Consider the following 21,833-nt stretch of genomic DNA (forward strand, 5'->3'; position numbering starts at 1 on the left):
CGGGCGGTCGCAAGAGATTCTGCCCGCCAGGAGCCCCATGCGCTCAGTCGCCGACCGACTCCTTGCCGCGACGGACGAGCTTGGGGTCCGGATAGCCGACGACCGCGGTGTCCTTGTCCTCGTAGTCGAACTGGCTCAGGAAGAACCGCATGGCGTTGAGACGACCGCGCTTCTTGTCGTTGCTCTTGATCGCGGTCCAGGGGGAGATGTCGGTGTCGGTGTGCCGCATCATCGCCTCCTTCGCGTCGCTGTAGTCGTCCCACCGGTCGAGCGACTCGATGTCCATCGGCGACAGCTTCCACCGGCGTACGGGGTCGATCTGGCGGATGGCAAAACGCGTCCGCTGCTCGTGCTGGGTCACCGAGAACCACAGTTTGGTGAGCGATACCCCGCTGTCGGTCAGCATCTGCTCGAAGAGCGGCGCCTGGCGCATGAAGCGTTCGTACTGAACGTCGGTGCAGAAGCCCATGACCTTCTCGACACCCGCCCGGTTGTACCAGGAGCGGTCGAACATGACGATCTCGCCGGAGGTCGGCAACCGCTCGACGTAGCGCTGGAAGTACCACTGGCCGCGCTCGGTCTCCGTCGGTCGGGTGAGGGCGACCACGCGTGCACTGCGGGGGTTGAGATGCTCGGTGAAGCGCTTGATGGTGCCGCCCTTGCCGGCGGCGTCACGGCCCTCGAAGAGGATGACGTGCTTGGTGCCGCTGTCCTGGGCCCAGTACTGGAATTTGAGGAGCTCGACCTGCAAGCGGTACTTCTCCGCCTCGTAGTGGTCGCGGTCCATCCGTGTCGTGTACGGGTAGTCCTCGCGCCAGGTCTCGATCGGGTGGCCGCCGGGATCGATGAGATCCGGGTCCGACCCGTGGCCGTCGTGCCTGACCGTGTAGCCCGCGACGACCAGGTCCTCGAGGTACTCGCGGAAGTTCTGGATCATGATGCCCCCGTCCGGTGTGCGACTAGCTGCTCGGCAGCTCTCGTCGCTCGACGATCTGCTCGGCGATCTCGCGCAGACGCTTGTTGGAGTCCTGGGAGTAGCGCTTGAGGATCGCGAACGCCGTCACCGGGTCGACACCGAACCGCTCCATGATGATGCCCTCCGCCTGGCCGATGACGGTGCGCGTGTCGAGCGCGGCGCTCAGCGACTCGATCGTGCGGGCGGCGGCGAGCGCCGCGGACGCGTGGGCCGAGAACGACAGCAGCAGTGCGGCGTCGGTGCCCTTGAACTGGTTGGTGCGAGAACCGTACAGGTTGAGAGCGCCGATCCTCCTGCCGTCGGCCTGGAGGTCGGCCGCCACGATGCTCTGGATGCCGACGCTGCATGCCCGCGGACCCCACTCCGGCCAGCGCGGGTCGGAGTCGAGATCGTTGGCGATGACGACGTGCTGCTCGGTGACCGCATCGACGCACGGACCCTGGCCGAGCGCGTACTGCAGCGAGTCCAGCTCGGTCACGATCTCGTGCGTCGGCCCGACGGTCTCGAGCTCGCCGCGCGAACGGATGAGCGTGACCCCCGCCTGGTCGGCGTCGAAGAGGAGTCGTGCGGACTGCGTCACCTTCTCGATCGACGGCTCCAGGCCCCGGATGCTGCTGAGCTCGCGCACGACCGTGCTCACGATCTCATTGTGCTCTGCCATCGGACGTCCTCCTCGAAGCCGATGGTGCAGCCTAACCCCCGGTGTCCGGGTGCGCCGAGGGTCAGCGGTCGAGGTGGCGTGCGAACTCCTCCACGGTGATCACCGGGATGCCGTATCCGCGTGCCTTCTTGGCCTTGACCGACATCGTGCACGAGTCGGCGGCCACCACCACGTCGACCTCGGTCGTGACGCCGTCGAGGACCTGCAACCCGGCCGCCGTGGCGCGCCGGGCCCAGGCGTCGTGCGGCTCGGACATCTCACCGGTGAAGACCACCCGGGCGCTGCGCGGGAGCGCGAACGGGGCGACGATCATCGGAACGGCCGCGCCGGCCAGGGCAGCGTCGAGGTCGGACCCGTCGAGGCCGAGAGCGTCGGCGACGCGCTCGAGCTCTCGTCGTTCAGCGTCGGTGCAGGTCCGGTCGCGGGTGGCGAGCCGGGCGAGAGCACGGAGGTAGTCGCGGTGCATGCGAGTGACATCCGAGGCTCCCAGACCGAGCGAGCGAGAGACCGCCGCCAGCATGGCCGGGGCGTCGGCCGCCAGCTCGTGGTCCATCAGCGCTCGGTCGAGCACCGCGAGGTACGGGTCGGCGAGGTCCGACGCCGAGTCTCGCGGGAGGTCGCCGACGAGGCCGGCCATGAAGCCGGTCGGGCGCGCGGCCGAGGCATCGTCGGGGCGCGGCACCGCGCGGAACCGCCGCGGTGCGATCTCGGGCCACGCGACGTCGCGCGCCCGGTCGACGACGTCGTGCCAGGGAGGTGGTGTCCCGACGCGACGGAGGTAGTGGGCGAGCAGCGCGGCGGTCGCGCGGGTGTCGGCCGCGGCGGCGTGCCATCCGTCGAGAGGGACCCCCGCCGCAGCGCAGCAGTCTCCGAGCGAGCGTCCCGTGCCCGGGAGAAGGTCGGCACTCAGGGTCATCGTGCACAGTCCGGCGTCGTGAGCCACGGGAAAGACGAGCCCCATCCGGTCGAACTCCGCCACGAGGAACGTCAGGTCGAACGGGAGGTTGTGGGCGACGAGCGTGCGGCCGTGGAGGAGCGACACCAGGTGCGCGGCGACCTCGGAGAACCGCGGTGCGCGCACGGCGTCGACGGCACGGATGCCGTGGATGCGCTGGGGTCCGAGGTCTCGCTCGGGGTTGACCAGAGTGGACCACTCGTGCTCGACCCGGCCGTCGGCATCGACGAGGACGACGGCGACCTCGGCCACGCGGTGGTGGAACGCCGGACTGAGCCCGGTCGTCTCGGTGTCGATCACGGCGTACATAGCACCTCGCGCTCCTGGGTCGTGATCAGCAACCTAGCCGTCGGCACCGACAGGAGAGCGTCCGCCTGAGACCGGGCTCACACGCTGACTAAGCGAGCGCTTAGTATCAGCCGCATGGCCGATTCCCGGATCCTCTCGCGGCGCGACCTCGAGTTCCTCCTGCACGAGTGGCTCGACGTCGAAGAGCTCACGTCTCGCGAGCGGTACGCCGAGCACGACCGCGACACGTTCGACGCGGTTCTCGCGCTGTCGGAGACGATCGCGACGGAGAAGTTCGCCCCGCTCAGCCGCGCTCTCGACATCGAGGAGCCCCGCGTCGGCGCGGACGGCCACGTCGAGATGCTTCCCGGCGTGGCGGAGGCCCTCTCGGCGTACAACGCCGCCGGGTTCCCGGGCCTGGCCTTCGACGCCGAGCACGGTGGTCTCCAGCTGCCCTTCACCCTCCAGCGGGCGTCGGCGATGTGGTTCCAGGCGGCGAGCGTCGGCGTCCACTCGTACCCCTCGCTCGCGGCCGGCAACGCGCACCTGATCCTGACCTACGGCACGCCCGAGCAGATCGAGACGTACGCGAAGCCGGTGATCGAGGGCCGCTGGTACGGGACGATGTGCCTGTCGGAGCCGCAGGCCGGCTCCTCGCTCACCGACATCACCACCCGTGCGGTGCCGCAGGACGACGGTTCCTACCGGGTCACCGGGACCAAGATGTGGATCTCGGGTGGTGACCACGAGCTCGGCGAGAACATCGTGCACCTGGTCCTCGCCAAGACACCCGGGGCACCGCCCGGCGTCCGCGGTATCTCCCTCTTCATCGTCCCGAAGCACCTTCCGGACGCGGCGGGCGAGGCTGGCGAGCGTAACGACGTCGCGCTCGTCGGCCTCAACCACAAGATGGGCTTCCGCGGCACGACCAACACGCTGCTGAACTTCGGCGAGGGCTTCGCCGAGCCAGGCGGGCAGGCGGGGGCGATCGGCTTCCTCGTGGGCGAGGAGCACCGCGGCCTCGCCGCCATGTTCCACATGATGAACGCCGCCCGGATCGGTGTCGGCGCCGGTGCGGTCGCGCTCGGCTACACCGGCTACCTCCATGCGCTCGACTACGCGAAGACGCGGACCCAGGGGCGCCCGGTCGGCGCCAAGGACGCGCTCGCGCCGCCGGTGCCGATCATCGAGCACGCCGACGTCCGCCGCATGCTCCTTGCGTCGAAGGCGTACGTCGAGGGCGGGCTCGCCCTCGTCCTCTACTGCGCCCGGCTCGTCGACGAGGAGGCGACCGGGCCCGACGCCGAGGCGCGGGCACGCGCGCACACGCTGCTGGAGGTTCTGACTCCCATCGCCAAGTCCTGGCCGTCGCAGTGGTGCCTCGCGGCCAACGATCTCGCGATCCAGGTGCACGGGGGCTACGGATACACCCGCGACTACCCGGTGGAGCAGCTCTATCGCGACAACCGGCTCAACCCGATCCACGAGGGGACCCACGGCATCCAGGCGCTCGACCTGCTCGGCCGCAAGGTCGTCGCCGACGGCGGCGCGGGCCTCGTTCTGCTCGCGTCGACGATCGGCGCGTCGGTTGCCCAGGCCCGCAAGGCGGGAGGAGACGCCGCCTCGTATGCCGACGCCCTGGAGCCGGTGCTCGGGCGGCTGGTCGAGGTGACGCGCACCGCCTGGGCCAAGGGCGACCCTGCGGTGGCGTTGGCGAACGCGTCGGCCTACCTGGAGGCGGCGGGTCACGTCGTCGTGGCCTGGATCTGGCTGGAGCAGCTGCTCGCGGCCGGTGATGGGCAGGACGTGTTCTACGACGGGAAGCGTGCCGCGGCCCGCTACTTCTTCACCTACGAGCTGCCCACGGTCGGGCCGCGCCTCGACCTCGTCGCCTCGGGCGACCGTACGACGCTCGACCTCGACGTCGCGTCGCTCTGACGCGGCCGCGTCGATTCGTGCTCTGACGCGGTAGCGTCCACATCGTGCGCGTCGACGAGCTGCCGCTCACCCTCGGCCCCCATCCACGGGGCCGGTACGGAGCGATCACCGACGTCGAGGGCGTGCGCGTCGGGCACGCGACGATCGCCCGCGGGGACCTGCGGACGGGGGTGACCGCGATCGTGCCGGACGCGCTCGGGCCGTCGCGTCGCCGGCTGCCCGCCGGGCTGTCGGCGGGCAACGGGTTCGGCAAGCTCGTCGGGGCGACCCAGCTGGTCGAGCTCGGGGCGCTCGAGACGCCGGTGCTGCTCACCAGCACGCTCTCGGTGTTCCGGGTGGCCGACGCGCTGGTCGCCCACGTCCTGGCGCGTCCCGGCTACGAGGACGTCGCCACGCTCAACCCTGTCGTCGGCGAGACGAACGACGGCCACCTCTCCGATGTCCGCGCCCGCGCGGTCGGCGCCGAGCACGTCGAGGAGGCCCTCGCGTCGGCGAGTGGTGGGCGCGTCGTCGAGGCGTGCGTCGGAGCCGGGACGGGCACGACGGCGCTCGGCTACAAGGGAGGGATCGGCACCTCGTCTCGCCTGGTCGAGCTCGCGGGACGCACCGTCACGGTCGGCGCGCTCGTGCAGTCCAACATGGACGGCACGCCGGGTGCTCTGGGGTACTTCCAGGTGCGTTGACCTACACGTTAGCGCAGGTCAGGTAGGCCGTCGGCGTCCTCAGCGGGCGTTCAGAGGCATAGGGGCGCATTCGAATTTGTAGCGTATAGCCGCATGGATAGTCGCATGGCGCTCAAGGCCCGACGTCATGCATCCTCCCGCTGGTCGGCTGAGTGGAGGCGCCCGTCCTGCCAGCCGGTCACACGACATCCCTGACTGATGCGTTGAGCGCTGAACCGTCGCATCGATAGTCGCATCGTGACCCCGCGTCGGGTGATCCAGTGCGGGTCTAGCGTCGCTTGCCGAGCCCGGGCGAGCCGCCCTGCTCGATACGCCGGACGCCCCCGAAGAGGTTGCGGGCCGAGCTGACGCCGGTCAAGTCCCGCGTAGTGACCGAACCCGAGATCGGAGCTGATGACCTGCCCGCGCTGACTGCCTGACACCTCATCGAGGAGAACGCTGCCGACGCTGTCGTTGGCGCGGAATGGAGACGGCCCAACCCGGGCCGCGCCGCACAGCGCAACGGCTACCGCCATCGCGCCTTAGACACCCGTGTCGGCACCCACCTTGTGGCTGCGTTAGCTGCCCGACCATCTTGGTCTACAGGAGGCGGACGACGGTTTCGCCGTACGCCGCCACAGCTGCGCCCGCGAGGCCGTGGCCGGCGGGACCTGTTCGGCCAGGGCGAGGATCTGCGCGACCACACCCAGGTGCTCCAGCGGATCGCCCTGGGGCGCACCTACCTGACTGCGCCGAAGGTCACCACGGTCATGGCGTGGCCGTCGCGTGGCCGTCGCAGGGCCGGTCCAGGGACCTGGTCGGGTTCGTCTGCACTGCTTACAGTCTCCAGGGACCTCTGCCCGGGGGCAGAGGTCGGGTTCTGCCTCCGGGCCGATGTGCCGAGGGTCCCCGCGACATGGAATGGGGGCATGCAACCAACACCCATGCGCCACGCCACCGAGCACATCTCTGGGCCGGTCGTCACCGTGCGCGGACTGACCAAGTCGTACGGCGGACGAGTCGTCGTCGACAATCTCGACCTGCACGTGGGGGCTGGTGAGATCGTCGGTCTCATCGGCGCCAACGGTGCCGGCAAGACCACCACCGTCGAGTGCCTGCAGGGCCTGCGGACGCCCGACTCCGGGGTGATCCGGGTCCTCGGCCTGGACCCGGTCAAGCAGGCCGATCGCCTGCGCCTGCAGGTGGGCAGCCAGCTGCAGAGCTCTGGGTTGCCCGACCGGCTGCGGGTCACCGAGGCGGTGGACCTGTTCGCCGGCCCGCACGCCCAGGACCGGGACCGGCTGCTCGAGCAGTTCGGCCTCGGGCGGCGGCGTCGCTCCCCGTTCGCGGGGCTGAGCGGGGGAGAGCGGCAGCGGTTGTTCCTCGTGCTCGCGCTGCTCAACCGGCCGCGCCTGGTCATCCTCGACGAGCTCACCCAGGGCCTGGACCCCGCCGCACGGCGTGAGGTGTGGTCCGCTGTTGCGCAGCTGCGTGACGAGGGCACCACCGTCATGCTCGTGACGCACGAGCTCGACGAGGCGGAGGCACTGTGCGAGCGTGTCGTCGCCATGCGGCAGGGGCGGGTGCTCGACCAGGGCACGCCCGCCGAGCTGGTCGCCCGCCACGCCCCTGGAGTCACGGTCCGCTTCGGCCTTCCGGGTGCCGGGGGTTCGGCGATCCGCGGCGAGCTCGATCGACTTCCCGGCGTACACCGGGTGAGCCAGGAGCGCGACCAGGTCGCGATCGAGGGCGCGCGCGAGGCCATCGCCCACGTGGGGGCCTGGCTCGTCGCGAGCGGACACCCCGTGCCGGTCGATCTCCGGGTCGACATCCCCGATCTCGAGTCGGCGCTGCTGACCCTGCTCGACCAGTCCACCGATCTCCCCGAGACCAGGAAGGTCGCATCATGAGCACGTTCGTCCCCATCCAGCCGGACACTGCCGGCGCCGATCCGCGCTCCACCGCCGGGCCCGCGCCCAAGCACCGCTCGGCCACCCGCCGACTCGTCACCACCGAGCTCCGGCTGCTCAGCCGCGAGCCGTTCGCCCTGACCTTCGTGCTGGTGTTCCCGATCGTCTCCATGCTGATCATCGGCGGCTCGTTCGGGACCCAGCCCGACGACGCCTTCCCGGTGAACCCGTCGCACTGGTACGTCGCTTCCTACTTCACCGTGGTGATCGGGGCGACCGGACTGATCATGCTGCCGGTGCACATCGCCACCTACCGGGAGCGAGGAGTGCTGCGCCGGTTCGCGGCGTCGGGGTTCCCACGGTGGTCGTTCGCGTTGGCCCAGCTCATGGTCGGCCTCACCGCGATCGCGATCTCGGGTGCGCTCCTGCTGGCCGTCGCCGCACCGGTCTACGGCATCCCGAGCGTCGAGGACCCGGTGCGGGTCGTGGCCGGCGTGGTCGTTGCCTCCGTGGCGTTCGCCAGCATCGGGGTGCTGCTCGGGACGATGCTGCCCTCGGCGCGGGCGGCACAGGCCGTCGGGCTGCTGCTGTTCTTCCCCTCCTTCCTGCTCGGTGTCGGCGGCCCACCGCCGGCGGTGATGTCGGATGCGCTGCGGGAGATCTCCGAGCGGCTGCCGCTGTCGCTGGCCAACCAGGCGATCCGGGAACCGTGGCTCGGGATCGGCGACGCCACGGTCGCCCTGGTGGCCGTCACCGTGATCGCGGTCGGCGCCATGGCCCTGGCGGCACGGCGCAGCGCCCTGTGACGTCTAGGGTCGCTCCTATGACGGAGTGGGGAACGCGAGCCGCGGCACCTGCCGCGCTCGCGTTCTTCGCGCTCCTGGGAGTGCTGATGACGCGCCAGTCGACCCCGGTGGCGCTGTGGTCGGCCGCGGGCATCGTCGCTGCGGCGCTGGCGCTGGCGAAGTGGGCGCCGTCGGGCTGGCGGCTCGCGGCGGGGTTGGTCATCCCGATCGCGGGGCTGGTGGTGCTCGGTCACGAGCAGTCCTCCAACCTGTCCTGGATGGGGCTGTGCGTCATCGCCGCCTGGGCCGCGCTGTCGTCTGCGTTGCCGGTGGCCCTGACCACGCTCGTCGTACTCCTCGCAGGACCCGTCGGGGAGTGGGCGATCCACCCCTCGGAACCCGGATGGGGTGCCTGGATCATCGGTACGGCGTTCACGACCATCGCCTGCGTGTTCGCCCGGCGACTGCGACTGACCGTGGTCGAGCTCAACCGCACCCGGGCCGAGCTGGCCGAGCGCAGCAGGGCCGAGGAGCGCAGCCGGATCGCCGATGAGGTGCACGACGTGATCGGCCACGCCCTGACCGTCTCGCTGCTGCACATCGGCAGCGCCCGGCTCGCACTCGACGACGAGCCCGAGGAAGCGCGCGCCTCCCTGGTCGAGGCGGAGAGGTTGGCCCGACAGAGCCTGGAGGAGGTCCGCGCCACCGTCGGCCTGATGCGCACCGACGACCCCGTCCGGATGGCGCCGCTGCCCGACGCCCGTGACATCGCCGACCTCGTGGACTCGTTCCGCCGAGCCGGCGCTGCCGTCGAGCTCAAGGTCGAGGGAGACCTTTCCTCTTTGGGATCCACCCGGGGACTGGCTGCCTACCGGATCGTCCAGGAGGCACTGACCAACGCCGCTCGGCACGCCGCCGGCGAGCCAGTCGCTGTCTGCGTGATCGCCGGCAAGGCAGACGTCACGGTGACGGTGCGCAACGGCGGGACGCCCGACCCCGCGGCCACCCCCGGTTCCGGCCTCGACGGCATGCGCGAGCGCGCCGAAAGCGTCGGTGGCCGACTCGCCGCCGGTCCGGTCCCGCAGGGCTGGCTGGTCGAGGCGGTGCTGCCGTCATGACCCAGGAGGTGGTCCGGGTGCTCCTGGTCGATGACCAGGAGCTCGTCCGCACAGGGCTGCGCGGGATCCTGCGCTCCCGGTTCGGGTTCGAGATCGTCGGTGAGCTGGCGAGCGGCGAGGGCATCGTCGACGCGGTGGCGTCCCTGCGCCCCGACGTGGTGGTGATGGACGTGCGGATGCCCCGGGTCGACGGCGTCGCCGCGACCCGGTTGCTGGCCGACGTACCCGATGCGCCACCGGTGCTGGTGCTGACGACGTTCGAGGACGAGGAGGTGCTCGCCGGGGCGCTCCGCGCCGGGGCGGCCGGCTTCCTGCTCAAGTCTGTCCCGGCCGAGGACCTCCAGCGCGCTGTCCGGGCGGTCGCCGCCGGCGACTCGTGGCTGGACCCGGCCGTCACCGGCCGGGTGCTCACCGCCTACCGCGGAGCGCAGGCCCCACCGGTGTCCGGCGCGGCTGTCGAGACGCTCACGCCACGGGAGCGAGAGGTGCTCGCCCTGATCGGCGCCGGTCTCAACAACACCGAGATCGCCGCCAACCTATTCCTCGGCGAGGGCACGATCAAGACCCACATCGGGCACATCTTCGCCAAGCTCGGCCTGCGCGACCGCGCTGCCGCCGTGGTCTTCGCCTTCGACCACGGGCTGGTCCAGCCGGGGCGCCGCTCCGGGTGAGGTTGGGCTTGGCCGCTGCCTGTACCGCTTTACGCCGCACGGGGGGTTAGCGCAGGTCAGGCTCCCCATCTGATCGGGGCGGCGATCGTGTGGTTGCTCATGCAGTCAGGTGTGAGCGGTCGACCACGTGAAGCGGCTCAACCCCGCCGGATGTCAGCCGTTCACCGGGATGCCCGTCAATGGGGCAGGGGGCGCACCTAGGGTGCATAGTCGCATCGTTAGTCGCATGGAGCTTGTTGGAGGGCATTCTGAACACCGCGTCTTCTCGTGAACCTGCAGGTCAGCACGAGGAAGCTGGTCAGAGGCTGCCCGCGGCCGTCCTCTGGGACATGGACGGCGTGCTCACCATCGCGGGCGTGCGGATGCCGTCCGCGGACCTGGTCGGCGCTCCTCCCGCCCAGACCGTCGGCAACTCCTGCATGATCGTGGTCGCGACCGACGCACCGCTCGACGCGCGCCAGCTCGGGCGGGTCGCCCGGCGTGCCGTCTTCGCGATGGCCCGGGTCGGCGCGGACTACGCCAGGGGAGTGGCGACTACGCCCTGGCGTTCTCGGTCGGCACGGGCCAGCCCCCTGCCGACGAGGCCCTCGACCCGATCTTGGGGTCGACGATGGACGCGGTCGAGGAAGCGCTGCTGAACTCGGTCCTCGCGGCGACCACCACGCAGGGACGACACGGCCGCACCGTGCTCGGAGTGCCCGGTGGTGCGGTCCGGGAGCGGCTGCGCCGCGCCGGCGTGGTGGTGGCGTGACGCCGCTCAGAACACCGGCTTGCCGCCGGTCACCCCGATGACGGTGCCTGTCACGTAGCTCGCGTCCGACGGCGAGGCGAGGAACACGAAGGCCGGTGCGACCTCGGCGGGCTGGCCGGCGCGCCCCAGCGGCGTGTCCTCGCCGAAGCTCTCGATCTTCTCGGTCGGCTGCGTGGCCGGCTGGAGCGGTGTCCAGATCGGGCCCGGCGCGACCGCGTTGACGCGGATGCCCTTCGGCCCGAGCGCCGAGGCGAGGTTGGCGGTGACGTTGTTGATCGCCGCCTTCGTCGCGGCGTAGTCGAGCAGCGCCGGCGACGGGTCGTACGCCTGGATCGAGGTGCAGTTGATGATGCTCGACCCCTCTCGCATCAACGGGACGGCGGCGCGGGTGATCCAGAACAGTGCATAGAGGTTGGTCTTGAAGACACGGTCGAGCTCGTCGTCGGCGATGCCGTCCAGGTCGTCGCCGGACCGGCGTGCCATCTGGAAGCCCGCGTTGTTGACCAGCACGTCGAGGGAGCCGAGCTCGTCGACGACCCGCTGCGGGAGGCTGCGCGCCGTCTCGCTGTCGGTGATGTCTCCTGGGAGGAGCTGCACCCGCCGTCCCTCGCGCTCGATCCAGGACGCGGTGTCCTCGGCGTCCTGCTTCTCCTCAGGCAGGTACGAGATCGCCACGTCGGCGCCCTCGCGGGCGTACGCGATGGCGACGGCACGCCCGATGCCGGAGTCGCCGCCGGTGATGAGGGCGCGCAGGCCCTTCAGTCGACCGGAGCCGCGGTAGGACTCCTCGCCGTGGTCCGGGACCGGGTCCATCGCCGCGGTCGAGCCTGGAGGGTCCTGCTGCTGGGCCGGGAAAGAGTTGTCGCTCATGGGTCTCCCGTACCCGCGAGTGGCGTCGGTATGCCTCAGCCTCAGCGCAGGAGCCAGACGAGTGCCGCGATCGTGGGCAGTGCAGCGACGGCGATCCACACGGGCGACCACAGCGAGCGCTGGAGGATCACCCGTACCCCGGCATACGTGATGGCGGCGATCACCCCGGACATCACGGTGATGGCGATGGCGTCACTGTGGCGGCCCTGGTTGTCGAGGACGAGGCCGAGACCGATGCAGCCGAAGACGCCGTGCACGGTGATCGCGAAGAACCCGATCGCCGCGACGCGGCGCTGGACGACCCGCAGCGCGCGCTGCTCGGCGTCACGCTGCTCGCGTGACTTCCGCGGCGTGGGGGCTGATGGCAGAGGACCTTGGGTCATGCGGGAGTGCTCCTGGAGGGGAAGGGGTCGGACGCGCGGTGCGCCGAGCTGATCAGGCGGTGGAGGAAGGCGTTGGCCTCGGTGAGCTCGCCGGTCGACATGCCGAGACGCTCGAGCATGGTGCCGGGAACGTCGACGGCCCGGGCGCGCAGCGCCCGTCCTCCGGACGTGAGCGAGATCGTCAGGGCGCGCTCGTCGTGCGGCGACCGCTCACGCGCCACCAGGCCCACGGCCTCGAGCCGCTTGACCAGCGGCGACGTGGTGGCCGGCTCGAGGTGGAGGGCGGCGCTGAGTTCTTTGAGCGATTGGCCGTCGCGTTCCCAGAGGGCCAGCATCACGAGGTACTGGGGGTGGCTGAGGCCGAGCGGCTCGAGCACAGGCCGGTAGGCCGCGACGACGGCGCGCGAGGCCACCGCGAGCGCGAAGCACACCTGGTGCTCGAGGGAGAGGGGGTCGTCCGCGTCCATGGTGATCAGTGTACGAACCGTTAGCGCACTCACAAAAATGCAGGCCTCGCTGTTCCCGCTGTCTGATCTGCGTCGATCTTGTCTCATATGGCATGGATCACCCTTATGGGGGTAGAAACGGGTAGAACCATCCGAGGGGAGATCACATGTCGAGCCAGGGAGTCCTGCGCCGTGCGTCCGTACGCATGGCCGGTGGCCTGAAGGATTTGCCGCGCAATGCCGCGTGGATTCTGTCGAAGACCGTCGACCTGGGTGGAGGTGTCCAGGACACCGCGACCAGCGTCGCCAACGGCTCCAAGCACGCGGTGGTGGACCAGACACGCCGCGCGACTGCCGCGGTGGCTGACAAGGTCCCCGGGACGGACTCGGTCGAGTCGAGGCTCGCGCGTGCGCACTCGGCGGTCGAGCGCGCTCGCTCCGAGGAGCAGGACGCCCTTGTCCACGCCCAGGAGGCCAAGCAGCTCGCCGAGCAGGCGAGTGCTGCGGAGAAGGAGGCGCGCGACCGGAGCCGCGCCGCCAAGAAGGAGGCGGACGACCACGTCGGGCAGCGGGTCCGTGAGGCGCGTCGCCGTGCGGACGAGATGGTCGAGTCCGTACGCCGTGAGGCTCAGGACGAGGCACGACAGCGCTACGAGAAGCTCCGTGAGGCGTTGGAGCGCGACGTCGAGCGGATCCGCGCGAAGGCCGACAGTGCCGCTGCCGACGCCCAGGCACGGATCGACGCGGCGCACTCGTCGATGAGTGAGGCCCGCCGCCTCGCCGACGAGGCCACCGAGGCGGCCGAGGAGGCCGCACGGAAAGCACGCGAAGAAGCCGACCGTCTCGTCGCCAAGGCGCAGGAGCAGGCCGGTGCGGCCGACCAGACGCGAGCCCGTGCCTCGGCCGCGCGGGACGCCGTCGTCACGACGACCGCGCGGGCGGTGCGTGCCGAGCAGACCCAGGAGCTGCCGACGAGCCTCCCGCGCCGTACCAAGGCCGAGCTCATCGAGCTCGCCACCTCGCTCGGCGTCGAGGACACGTCTCAGAAGACCAAGACGCAGCTCGTCAACGCCATCCGTCGCGCCTCGCGCAACCACTGAACGGAGAGATCCACGTGAAGTTCTTCCATCGCAAGACGCCCTTGGAGCGCGTTGTCGAGAAGATTCCCGGGGGCAGCGCCGTACGAGGTGGCGCCATCACGGCTGCCGGGCTGATCGGCTTGTCGGCGGTCAGCGCCGCGGTGAGCGCGATCCGTGACAGGCAGGGCAGCCGGTGAAGCTCCGGACGCTCGCGGTGTTCGGGATCGGCTACGTGTTGGGGACGAAGGCAGGCCGTGACCGCTACGAGCAGATCGTCGCGGCCGCCAGGCGTGCCGGACAACGGATCGAGCAGTACGGGGACCCTGATGGCGCAGGCGGGTCACGCGTCTCCTGACGGGGGTCCGACGCTCGCCGACGGGGCGGTCGTCAGGGCTCACGTGGTCGCGCGACTGCTGGGCGTACGGCTGCTCCGGCTGGACGCCACGGTCGTCGTCACCCCGCCGTCGGGACCGGGGACGAGCGATCCCGGGGGGCCGATCGTGCTCGGCACCACGGTGAGCCCACCCACCGAGATCACCCCGCTCACCTCGACCGCTCCGTCGACGGCCGTCGACGGAGGACTGCCCGAGGCCGAACGCCTCCTACGCCTGGCGCGTTCGGAGAGGTCCGGGCGCCGTCACCGCTGACCGTCAGACGAACAGCCTGGAGATCAGGAGCGCCGTCGGCACCGACACGACGGCGATCACCAGCGTCGGCAGGATGAACGAGTGGTTCAGGACGTACCGGCCGATCGTGGTCGAGCCGGTCTGGTCGATCTCCACCGCCGCGAGCTGCGACCCGTTGGCGGGGAGCGTCATGACGCCGCCCATCGCCGGGAGGTAGGCGGCCAACGTCGCGACCGGCACGCCCAGGCTGATCCCGAGCGGGATCATCGTGTTCACCGAGGCCGACTGGCTGGTGGTCGCCGCGGCCACCAGGAACAACCCGATCGCCAGGAACCACGGGGCCTCCTCGGCGATGTCGGTGAGGCCTCCGATCACGGTGTCCTCGTTCCCGGTGATGAACGTGTTCGCCAACCAGGCGATGCCGAGCAGGGCGATGATCGCCGTGAGGCCCGACTTCGTGAGCGGCGCGTCCAGGACGGCGCCGGGCCGCACCTTGCCGACGGCCATCACCGCGAGCGCGACGACGAGCATCACCATGATCAGCAGCGTCGTCAGCGACAGCGTCTCGGTGGTGCCGTCGACCTCGTACGTGGGGAGCAGCTCGTCGAACGCGCCGAGGAGCACGACCGCGAGGACTCCCGCGAAGAAGACGCCGGCTGCGCGCTTGGCCGTCGCAGGCACGTCGGCGCCCTTGTCCTCGCCCGTCTCGGAGGCCGGCGGTTCGATGAGGCCGGCAGCGAGACGTCGCTGGAACTCCGGGTCGTCGGCGAGATCGCGACCGACTCGGCTCTGCACGACCGCCGCCACGATGGTCCCGAGCAGCACGGCGGGGAAGGTGATGAGCAGGATCTCGCCCAGGCTCAGGGCGCCGTCCTCGTCGCCGGTCAGGCCGACGAACGCTGCCATCGCTGCGGCGACGGGGCTCGCTGCCAGCGCGAAGCCCGACACCGCGACCGACGTGGCGAGCGGACGCTCCGGACGGATGCCGCGCTCGTAAGAGACCTCGTAGATCACCGGCAGCAGCGGGAAGATGATGTTCCCCGTGCCCGACCCGGCGCAGAACGCGAACGTGATCAGCGGTGCGAGGTAGTTCACGAGCCTCGGACGTGAGCGGATCACCTTCTCGGCAAGGTGGACGAGGTAGTCGATGCCGCCGGCCGCCTGCATCGCCGATGCCGCCGTGATCACGGCGATGATGACGAGGATGGCGTCGCTCGGGATCTCGCCCGGTGGCGCACCGAACACGAACACGAGGACCAGGACGCCGACCGCACCCCAGAGGCCGAGGCCGACACCACCGAGGCGCACGCCCATGTAGATGGCGCCGACGACCACGAGCGCCTGCAGGATCAGGAGGAAGGTGTCCACGGCGTCCCCTTTCGAGCCTCTGCCGCTCTCGTACGGCCGGGCGAGCTGCTAGTGGGCGAGTGCTTCGAGGAGGAGGGCCTGCGCGAGCGCCATGCGCTCGATCTCCGAAGGGTCGACCGACTCGTCGGGGCCATGGATGTGGGCGTGCTCGGCGTCCTGGGCTCCGACCAGGACGAAGTCCGCCGTCGGAACGGCCTCGTGCAGCGTCTCGAGGAGCGGGATCGACCCGCCCGACCCGACGGTCTGGACGTCCGCGCCGTACGCGGTGGCGAGCGCCTCGCGCATCAAGCCGAAAGCCCGCCCGTCCGTCCCCTGCGAGAACGCAGGGCTCACCTTGTCCGCGTGCACGTCGACCCGCGCGTTCCAGGGTGCGACGGAGCGCAGGTGCGCCATCAGGGCGTCGACCGCGTCGCGGGGGTCCTGCCCGGGCGGGATGCGCATCCCCACCACCGCCCGCGCGCTCGGCTGCAGGACGTTCGACGCCCGGTCGACCGGCACCGCGTCCAGGCCGAGCACACTGACTGACGGCCGGGCCCACAGACGCGAGGCGATCGTGCCCGTCCCTACCAGCCCGACGCCGTCAAGGACGCCGGCGTTGCGGCGCAGCATCTCCTCGGGATAGTCGGCGCCTTCCCAGTCTCCGGACGCGATGCCTTCCACGAGACAGTTCCCCTCCTCGTCGACCAGCGTCGCGAGCATGGTGATCAGCGCCATCAAGGCGTCGGGGGCTGCACCGCCGAAGAGACCCGAGTGCACCGGCTGCTCGAGCGTCCGCACCTCGACCACAGCCTTCACATGACCGCGCAGCCCCACGCTCAGCACCGGCTCGCCGACGGTGAGGTTGCCCATGTCGGCGACGATCATGGCGTCGGCCTCGACCCTGTCCGGATTGGCGGTGACCCAGGCCTCGAGGTGGCTGACGGTCTCCTCCTCACCCTCGACGATGAGACGGACGCCGACCGGCGGTCTCCCGTCGAACGCGGCGAGAGTCGCGAGGTGGATCGCGATGCCCGACTTGTCGTCGGCGGCGCCGCGGCCGTACAACCGGCCGTCGCGCCACGTCGGCGCGAACGGGTCGGTCTCCCAGCCCTGCTCGGGGGGAGCCGGCTGGACGTCGTAGTGGGCGTAGAGCACGACCGTGGGCCGTCCCTCGGGCGCCGGGATCTCCGCGGTCACCGCCGGGTAACCGCCGGGGATCTCGGTGATCATCGCTGGCACGCCGTACCGGCCGAACGCGTCGACGACGGACTGCGCCATGGAGTGCACAGGCTCGGGCGGGAAGCCCGGGAACGCGCACGAGGGGATGGCGACCATCGACTCCAGCTCGTCGCGGATGGCGGGCATCAGCGCGGCGATCGTCGTCCGCAGCGAAGAATCGTCCATGGCGCGAACGTAAACCGCGACCCGTCTCTCGGCGCGTCGAGCGCTCCGGCGGTGCGGGTCAGGCGGTCGCGGAGCGGGTCACGAGATCGGCCAGCGCCGTACGCGCCTCGAGCAGCGACGGCCCGTACCAGGTGAGGAGCCGACCGGGCACCAGCACGGTCGGCACACGGGTGAACGCCTCGGGACCGTCGGACGGACCGAAGGGGTACGGCTCGTCGGGCAGCAGCACGACGTCGAGGTCGGCACGGTCGAGGTCTTCGAGCGGGACGTGCGGGTATCGGCCGTCGGCTTGCGCGTACGCGTGCTGCCAACCGAGCCGGGAGACCAGGTCACCGGTGAAGGTGTCGCGTCCGACGACCATCCAGGGGTCGCGCCAGACGGCGACTGCCGCGCGGAGCGCGGGGGCGCCGGTGGTGGGCCGCGAGGGAGCCGCCCACGCGGCTGCGACAGTGTCGAGCCAGCCGGGGACGCCCCAGCCCAGGGCCTCGGCGAACAGTCGCCGCATCGACGCGACCGCTTCGTCGACGGTCTGGATCCTGGTCACCCAGACGGCGACGCCCGCCTCGCGCAGACGTCGGACGTCGAGCTCGCGGTTCTCCTCCTGGTTGGCGACCACCAGGTCGGGAGAGAGGTCGGTGACCGCCCGAAGGTCAGGGTTCTTGGTGCCACGAACCCGGACGACGTCGAGGTCGGCGGGGTGGGTGCACCAGTCGGTCGCGCCCACCAAGGCGTCGCCGCGGGTCGCGGCGATCGCCTCGGTGAGCGACGGAACCAGTGAGACGACACGGCACGCGGTGCGCGGGTGCGCAACCGGGGTTCCGAGGTCGTCGCTGGTCCGGGCGTCCGTGGTCAGGCCTGGTGCCGGCCGTCGGCGTCGCGCTGACGCGGCTCGGTCTCGTCGGCCGGGACCTCGTAGGTCTCGGTCACCTCGACCGTCTCGTCGGTCGCGGCATCGGTGCGAGGGTCGGTCGTGCCGTCGGCGTGCGTGCCGGGCTCGGTCGTGCCGGTGGTGTAGGCACCGGCGTCGGTCGTGCTGTCGGCGTGCGTGCCGGTGTCGGCGGTGCCGTCGGCGTGCGTGCCGGGCTCAGTCGTGCCGGTGGTGTAGGCACCGGCGTCGGTCGTGCCGTCGGCGTGCGTGCCGGTGTCCGTGCCGGTGGTGTAGTCGCCCTGCGAGTCGGTGGTGTAGTCCCCGCTCGAGTCAGCGACGTAGTCCCCGCTCGCGCCCGCGGCGTAGGCGCCGGCCGGGCGGTCGTCGCGACCGCCGTCGGGATCGAGCTCGTCGGCCCTCGCGAGCTTCTCGTCGACCTCGGAGCGGGTGCGCTGCGCGTGCTCCTGGTGCTCACGCGCCTCACGCTCGCGCTGCTCGGCCGCGACCCGTGCCTCCTCGGCATCGGCGCGTGCTCGCGCCGCCTCGGCATCGCGACGGCTGGCTTCCAGCTGGGTGTCCTGCGCCTGCGCGCGGAGGGCATTGGCCTCCTCGCGCCGCTGTGCGGCTGCACGCTCGCGGCTCTTGCGCTGTGCGGCCAGGGCCGCCAGTGCGATCAACGCCACCACGACGACGGCGATGATGACCCAGACCCACCAGGGAATGTCATCCATGTCGAACTCCTCAAGCCGGGCCGCTCGGGGATGCGGCCGTACGTGTCCGGCACAGTACCCAGTTCTGCCCCCGTTCACCGGTTGCGAGCGCAGGCTCAGACGTTGCGCCGGTATTGGCCTCCGACCTCGAAGAACGCCTCCGTGACCTGCTGGAGCGAACACACCCGTGCCGCGTCCATCAGCACGTCGAACGCGTTCTCGTCCGACGCCGCGGCGTCCTTCAGCCGCGCCAACGCTGCCTGTGCCTCGTCGCGGTGTGTCTCCTGGAACGCGTGGACGCGGGCGAGCTGCGACCGCTTCTCGTCCTCGGTCGCGCGGGCGAGCTCGATCGGTCCGTGCTCCTCCCCGGCCCGCGGGTTGCGGAAGGTGTTCACACCGACGATCGGCAGGGAGCCGTCGTGCTTGCGGTGCTCGTACAGCATGGACTCGTCCTGGATGCGGCCACGCTGGTATCCGGTCTCCATCGCACCGAGCACGCCGCCGCGCTCGGTGATCCGGTCGAACTCCTCGAGCACGGCCTGCTCGACGAGGTCGGTCAGCTCCTCGATCACGTACGACCCCTGCTGCGGGTTCTCGTTCATCGCGAGACCCCACTCCTTGTTGATGATCATCTGGATCGCCAGCGCGCGGCGCACGGACTCCTCGGTCGGTGTCGTCACCGCCTCGTCGTAGGCGTTGGTGTGGAGGCTGTTGGCGTTGTCGTAGATCGCGATCAACGCCTGGAGCGTCGTCCGGATGTCGTTGAAGCTCATCTCCTGCGCGTGCAGGGACCGTCCCGAGGTCTGCACGTGGTACTTCAGCTTCTGCGAACGCTCGTTGGCGCCGTACCGCTCGCGCATGGCGACCGCCCAGATGCGGCGCGCCACGCGGCCGATCACGGAGTACTCCGGGTCCATCCCGTTGGAGAAGAAGAACGACAGGTTGGGTGCGAAGTCGTCGATGTCCATCCCGCGGGCGAGGTAGGCCTCGACGTAGGTGAAGCCGTTCGCGAGCGTGAACGCCAGCTGGCTCAGCGGGTTCGCGCCGGCCTCGGCGATGTGGTAGCCGGAGATCGACACGGAGTAGAAGTTGCGGACCTGGTGCTGGATGAACCACTCCTGGATGTCGGCCATCATCCGCAGGCTGAACTCCGTCGAGAACAGGCAGGTGTTCTGGCCCTGGTCCTCCTTGAGGATGTCCGCCTGGACCGTGCCGCGGACGTTGCCGACGGCGTACGCGACGAGGTCGGCGTCCTCCTCCGGCGACGGTTCGCGCCCGTTCTCGTCGCGGAAGCTGTCGCGCTGCTGGTCGATGACGGTGTTGAGGAAGAACGCGAGCACCGTCGGGGCCGGGCCGTTGATCGTCATCGACACCGACGTGGAGGGGGAGACGAGGTCGAACCCGTCGTAAAGCACCTTCATGTCGTCCAGCGTCGCGACCGACACCCCCGAGGTCCCGACCTTGCCGTAGACGTCGGGCCGTTCGCCGGGATCGCGTCCGTACAGCGTGACCGAGTCGAACGCGGTCGAGAGCCGGGTCGCCTCGCCGTCGGACGACAGGAGCTTGAACCGGCGGTTGGTACGGAACGGATCGCCCTCGCCGGCGAACATGCGTGCCGGGTCCTCGCCGTCGCGCTTGAACGAGAAGACGCCCGCGGTGTAGGGGAAGTGGCCGGGCAGGTTCTCGCTGCGCCAGTAGCGCACGAGGTCTCCGTGGTCGGTCGTGCGGGGCAGTGCCACCCTCGGCACCCGCGTGCCGGACAAGGACTCACGGGCCAGTCGCGTGCGGAGCTCGCGGCCGCGCACGGTGACGACCTGCTCGTCGCCCTGGTACGACGCCACCACCGTCGGCCAGTCACGTATCCGGGCTCGCACCTCGTCGGGCAGTGTCGCCACGGTCGTCTCCGCGAGCGAGCGGGCGTCGTCCGAGCCGAGCCCCGCCGCTGCCAGGTCCTGTGCCGCCGACTCGAGCGCCTGCGCGCGGCGGGCCGTGTCGGCGATGCGCTCGGTGGCGGCGTGGTAGTCGCGGACGGTCTCGGCGATCTCGGACAGGTAGCGAGAGCGGTTCGGGGGGACGATCGCGGCGAACCTGGTCGAGTGCCGCACGTCGACGCGGGGGAGCGCGCCCTCCTCGAGCGAGAGCCCTTGCTCGCCCAGGAGGCGCACGAGCTCGTGGAACAGCGCGGTCACGCCGTCGTCGTTGAAGGTCGCCGCGGACGTCCCGAACACAGGCATGTCGTCGGGTCGGCTGCCGAACGCCTCACGGTTGCGCACCATCTGCCGCCCGACGTCGCGCAGGGCGTCGGCCGCGCCGCGGCGCTCGTACTTGTTGATCGCCACGACGTCGGCGAGGTCGAGCATGTCGATCTTCTCCAGCTGCGACGCGGCGCCGAACTCCGGCGTCATGACGTACAGGGAGGTGTCGACGAACGGCACGACCGCGGCGTCGCCCTGGCCGATGCCTGGAGTCTCGAGCACCACGAGGTCGTATCCCGCTGCCTTCACGACCGCGATGACATCGTTCAGCGTGTCGGGGAGCTCGTGGGCCCCGCGCGTCGCGAGCGAGCGGAAGAACGTGTGGACGCCGTCGAGGGCGTTCATCCGAATCCGGTCACCGAGCAGCGCCCCTCCGCCCCGACGACGGGTCGGGTCGACCGCGAGCACGGCGATGCGGAGCTTGTCCTGCTGGTCGATGCGCAGGCGTCGGACCAGCTCGTCGGTGAGCGAGGACTTGCCCGAGCCGCCGGTGCCGGTGATGCCGAGCACAGGCGTGCTCGACGCCTCGGCCGCGACGCGGACGGCGCGGGCGAGCGGACCGTCGAGCCGGCCCTGCTCGGCACCGGTGACAGCGCGCGCGAGCGACACCCGGTCACCCGCGAGCACGGCCTCGGGGTCGGGACGGTGCTGGTCCCACAGGTCGGCGCGGCAGGCCTCGACCACCTCGGCGATCATCCCGGGGAGGCCGAGGCGCTGCCCGTCCTCGGGAGAGAAGATCAGGACGCCGCTCTCACGCAGGCGGGCGATCTCGGAGGGGACGATGACGCCGCCTCCGCCGCCGAAGACCTTGACGTGCCCGGCGCCCCGCTCGGCGAGCAGCTGTACGAGGTACTCGAAGTACTCCACGTGGCCGCCCTGGTAGGAGGAGACCGCGACTCCGTGCGCGTCCTCCTCGATCGCGGCGTCCACGACCTCGACGACCGAACGGTTGTGACCGAGGTGGATCACCTCGCACCCCTGCGACTGCAGGATGCGGCGCATGATGTTGATCGAGGCGTCGTGGCCGTCGAAGAGGCTCGAGGCGGTGACGATCCGTACCCGCAGGGCATCCGCAGTTTCCATAGGACGTAAAATAGTTGGACTTCCAAGTAATGTCGAGTCTCGATAGG

22 protein-coding genes and 1 pseudogene are annotated in these 21,833 nt (G+C 70.7%); 12 read left to right on the forward strand and 11 right to left on the reverse strand.

Translation table 11 applies throughout. The features are described from left to right. Positions 1-43: 43 nt before the first annotated feature. The 3 genes from ppk2 to KV100_RS12885 form a co-directional block, all read right to left on the reverse strand. A complete protein-coding gene (gene ppk2, locus KV100_RS12875) occupies positions 44-937 on the reverse strand; it encodes a polyphosphate kinase 2 (protein ID WP_220343432.1) in 894 nt (297 codons plus the stop codon). A gap of 22 nt (positions 938-959) precedes the next feature. Next, positions 960-1,637 carry a GAF and ANTAR domain-containing protein gene (locus KV100_RS12880; protein WP_220343433.1) on the reverse strand — a complete coding sequence of 226 codons (678 nt, stop codon included), beginning with the start codon at positions 1,635-1,637 and terminating at the stop codon, positions 960-962. A gap of 61 nt (positions 1,638-1,698) precedes the next feature. Then, entirely contained in the window at positions 1,699-2,901 is a 1,203-nt protein-coding gene (locus KV100_RS12885) for an exonuclease domain-containing protein (RefSeq protein ID WP_220343434.1), read from the reverse strand. Positions 2,902-3,015: 114 nt separating this feature from the next. Here KV100_RS12885 and KV100_RS12890 point away from each other — a divergent pair, with 114 nt between their 5' ends. The 8 genes and pseudogenes from KV100_RS12890 (at position 3,016) to KV100_RS19640 (ending at position 10,715) form a co-directional block, all read left to right on the forward strand. Then, a complete protein-coding gene (locus KV100_RS12890) occupies positions 3,016-4,818 on the forward strand; it encodes an acyl-CoA dehydrogenase (protein WP_220343435.1) in 1,803 nt (600 codons plus the stop codon). A gap of 44 nt (positions 4,819-4,862) precedes the next feature. Then, positions 4,863-5,501: a P1 family peptidase gene (locus KV100_RS12895; protein ID WP_308291433.1), complete on the forward strand. Its 639-nt coding sequence runs from the start codon at positions 4,863-4,865 to the stop codon at positions 5,499-5,501. Positions 5,502-6,409: 908 nt separating this feature from the next. Then, entirely contained in the window at positions 6,410-7,390 is a 981-nt protein-coding gene (locus KV100_RS12900) for an ABC transporter ATP-binding protein (protein WP_220343436.1), read from the forward strand. Next, a complete protein-coding gene (locus KV100_RS12905) occupies positions 7,387-8,196 on the forward strand; it encodes an ABC transporter permease (protein WP_220343437.1) in 810 nt (269 codons plus the stop codon). The genes KV100_RS12900 and KV100_RS12905 overlap by 4 nt, the downstream gene beginning before the upstream one ends. A 17-nt stretch (positions 8,197-8,213) precedes the next feature. Continuing rightward, positions 8,214-9,293 (forward strand): sensor histidine kinase, encoded by a 1,080-nt coding sequence (locus tag KV100_RS12910; RefSeq protein WP_220343438.1) that lies wholly within the window; start codon positions 8,214-8,216, stop codon positions 9,291-9,293. After that, positions 9,290-9,964 (forward strand): response regulator transcription factor, encoded by a 675-nt coding sequence (locus KV100_RS12915; protein ID WP_139105428.1) that lies wholly within the window; start codon positions 9,290-9,292, stop codon positions 9,962-9,964. Before KV100_RS12910 ends, KV100_RS12915 begins: the two co-directional genes overlap by 4 nt. A gap of 329 nt (positions 9,965-10,293) precedes the next feature. Continuing rightward, positions 10,294-10,431 (forward strand): annotated as a pseudogene (locus KV100_RS20380) (hypothetical protein); the annotation flags it as partial. Further along, positions 10,380-10,715 (forward strand): P1 family peptidase, encoded by a 336-nt coding sequence (locus tag KV100_RS19640; protein ID WP_255566240.1) that lies wholly within the window; start codon positions 10,380-10,382, stop codon positions 10,713-10,715. The pseudogene KV100_RS20380 and the gene KV100_RS19640, both read left to right, overlap by 52 nt. A 6-nt stretch (positions 10,716-10,721) precedes the next feature. On the opposite strand, the gene KV100_RS12925 is transcribed toward KV100_RS19640, so the two are convergent. From KV100_RS12925 to KV100_RS12935, 3 genes are read right to left on the reverse strand one after another with little or no spacing between them, the layout of a single operon-like run. Continuing rightward, positions 10,722-11,585, reverse strand: a complete 864-nt coding sequence (locus KV100_RS12925) for an SDR family oxidoreductase (protein ID WP_220343439.1) — start codon at positions 11,583-11,585, stop codon at positions 10,722-10,724. Positions 11,586-11,626: 41 nt separating this feature from the next. Next, positions 11,627-11,968: a hypothetical protein gene (locus tag KV100_RS12930; protein ID WP_220343440.1), complete on the reverse strand. Its 342-nt coding sequence runs from the start codon at positions 11,966-11,968 to the stop codon at positions 11,627-11,629. Next, positions 11,965-12,435: a MarR family winged helix-turn-helix transcriptional regulator gene (locus tag KV100_RS12935; RefSeq protein WP_220343441.1), complete on the reverse strand. Its 471-nt coding sequence runs from the start codon at positions 12,433-12,435 to the stop codon at positions 11,965-11,967. Before KV100_RS12935 ends, KV100_RS12930 begins: the two co-directional genes overlap by 4 nt. A 146-nt stretch (positions 12,436-12,581) precedes the next feature. On the opposite strand from KV100_RS12935, the gene KV100_RS12940 reads away from it, so the two are divergent. The 4 genes from KV100_RS12940 to KV100_RS12955 are packed head-to-tail and all read left to right on the forward strand — an operon-like array spanning position 12,582 to position 14,140. Further along, the gene (locus KV100_RS12940) at positions 12,582-13,514 is read left to right on the forward strand and encodes a hypothetical protein (protein ID WP_220343442.1); all 933 of its coding nucleotides are present in this window, start codon (positions 12,582-12,584) and stop codon (positions 13,512-13,514) included. Positions 13,515-13,528: 14 nt separating this feature from the next. Further along, positions 13,529-13,690: a hypothetical protein gene (locus KV100_RS12945; protein WP_220343443.1), complete on the forward strand. Its 162-nt coding sequence runs from the start codon at positions 13,529-13,531 to the stop codon at positions 13,688-13,690. Further along, positions 13,687-13,848: a hypothetical protein gene (locus KV100_RS12950; protein WP_220343444.1), complete on the forward strand. Its 162-nt coding sequence runs from the start codon at positions 13,687-13,689 to the stop codon at positions 13,846-13,848. Before KV100_RS12945 ends, KV100_RS12950 begins: the two co-directional genes overlap by 4 nt. Continuing rightward, positions 13,820-14,140, forward strand: coding sequence for a hypothetical protein (locus tag KV100_RS12955; protein WP_220343445.1), 321 nt, complete (start codon positions 13,820-13,822; stop codon positions 14,138-14,140). Before KV100_RS12950 ends, KV100_RS12955 begins: the two co-directional genes overlap by 29 nt. A 3-nt stretch (positions 14,141-14,143) precedes the next feature. Here KV100_RS12955 and KV100_RS12960 read toward each other — a convergent pair whose 3' ends face one another. The 5 genes from KV100_RS12960 to icmF form a co-directional block, all read right to left on the reverse strand. Then, positions 14,144-15,487: an anaerobic C4-dicarboxylate transporter family protein gene (locus tag KV100_RS12960; protein WP_220343446.1), complete on the reverse strand. Its 1,344-nt coding sequence runs from the start codon at positions 15,485-15,487 to the stop codon at positions 14,144-14,146. 48 nt (positions 15,488-15,535) lie between these two features. Continuing rightward, positions 15,536-16,870, reverse strand: coding sequence for a M20/M25/M40 family metallo-hydrolase (locus tag KV100_RS12965; protein WP_220343447.1), 1,335 nt, complete (start codon positions 16,868-16,870; stop codon positions 15,536-15,538). Positions 16,871-16,928: 58 nt separating this feature from the next. Continuing rightward, entirely contained in the window at positions 16,929-17,723 is a 795-nt protein-coding gene (locus KV100_RS12970) for a helical backbone metal receptor (protein WP_220343749.1), read from the reverse strand. Then, complete coding sequence (locus tag KV100_RS12975; protein ID WP_220343448.1) at positions 17,720-18,469, reverse strand: MSCRAMM family adhesin SdrC; 750 nt, start codon at positions 18,467-18,469, stop codon at positions 17,720-17,722. The genes KV100_RS12970 and KV100_RS12975 overlap by 4 nt, the downstream gene beginning before the upstream one ends. 95 nt (positions 18,470-18,564) lie before the next feature. Continuing rightward, positions 18,565-21,786, reverse strand: coding sequence for a fused isobutyryl-CoA mutase/GTPase IcmF (gene icmF / locus KV100_RS12980; RefSeq protein ID WP_220343449.1), 3,222 nt, complete (start codon positions 21,784-21,786; stop codon positions 18,565-18,567). Positions 21,787-21,833 lie beyond the last annotated feature (47 nt).

It is taken from the genome of Mumia sp. zg.B21 (assembly GCF_019550855.1).
In the GTDB taxonomy this organism is placed as follows: Bacteria; Actinomycetota; Actinomycetes; order Propionibacteriales; family Nocardioidaceae; genus Mumia.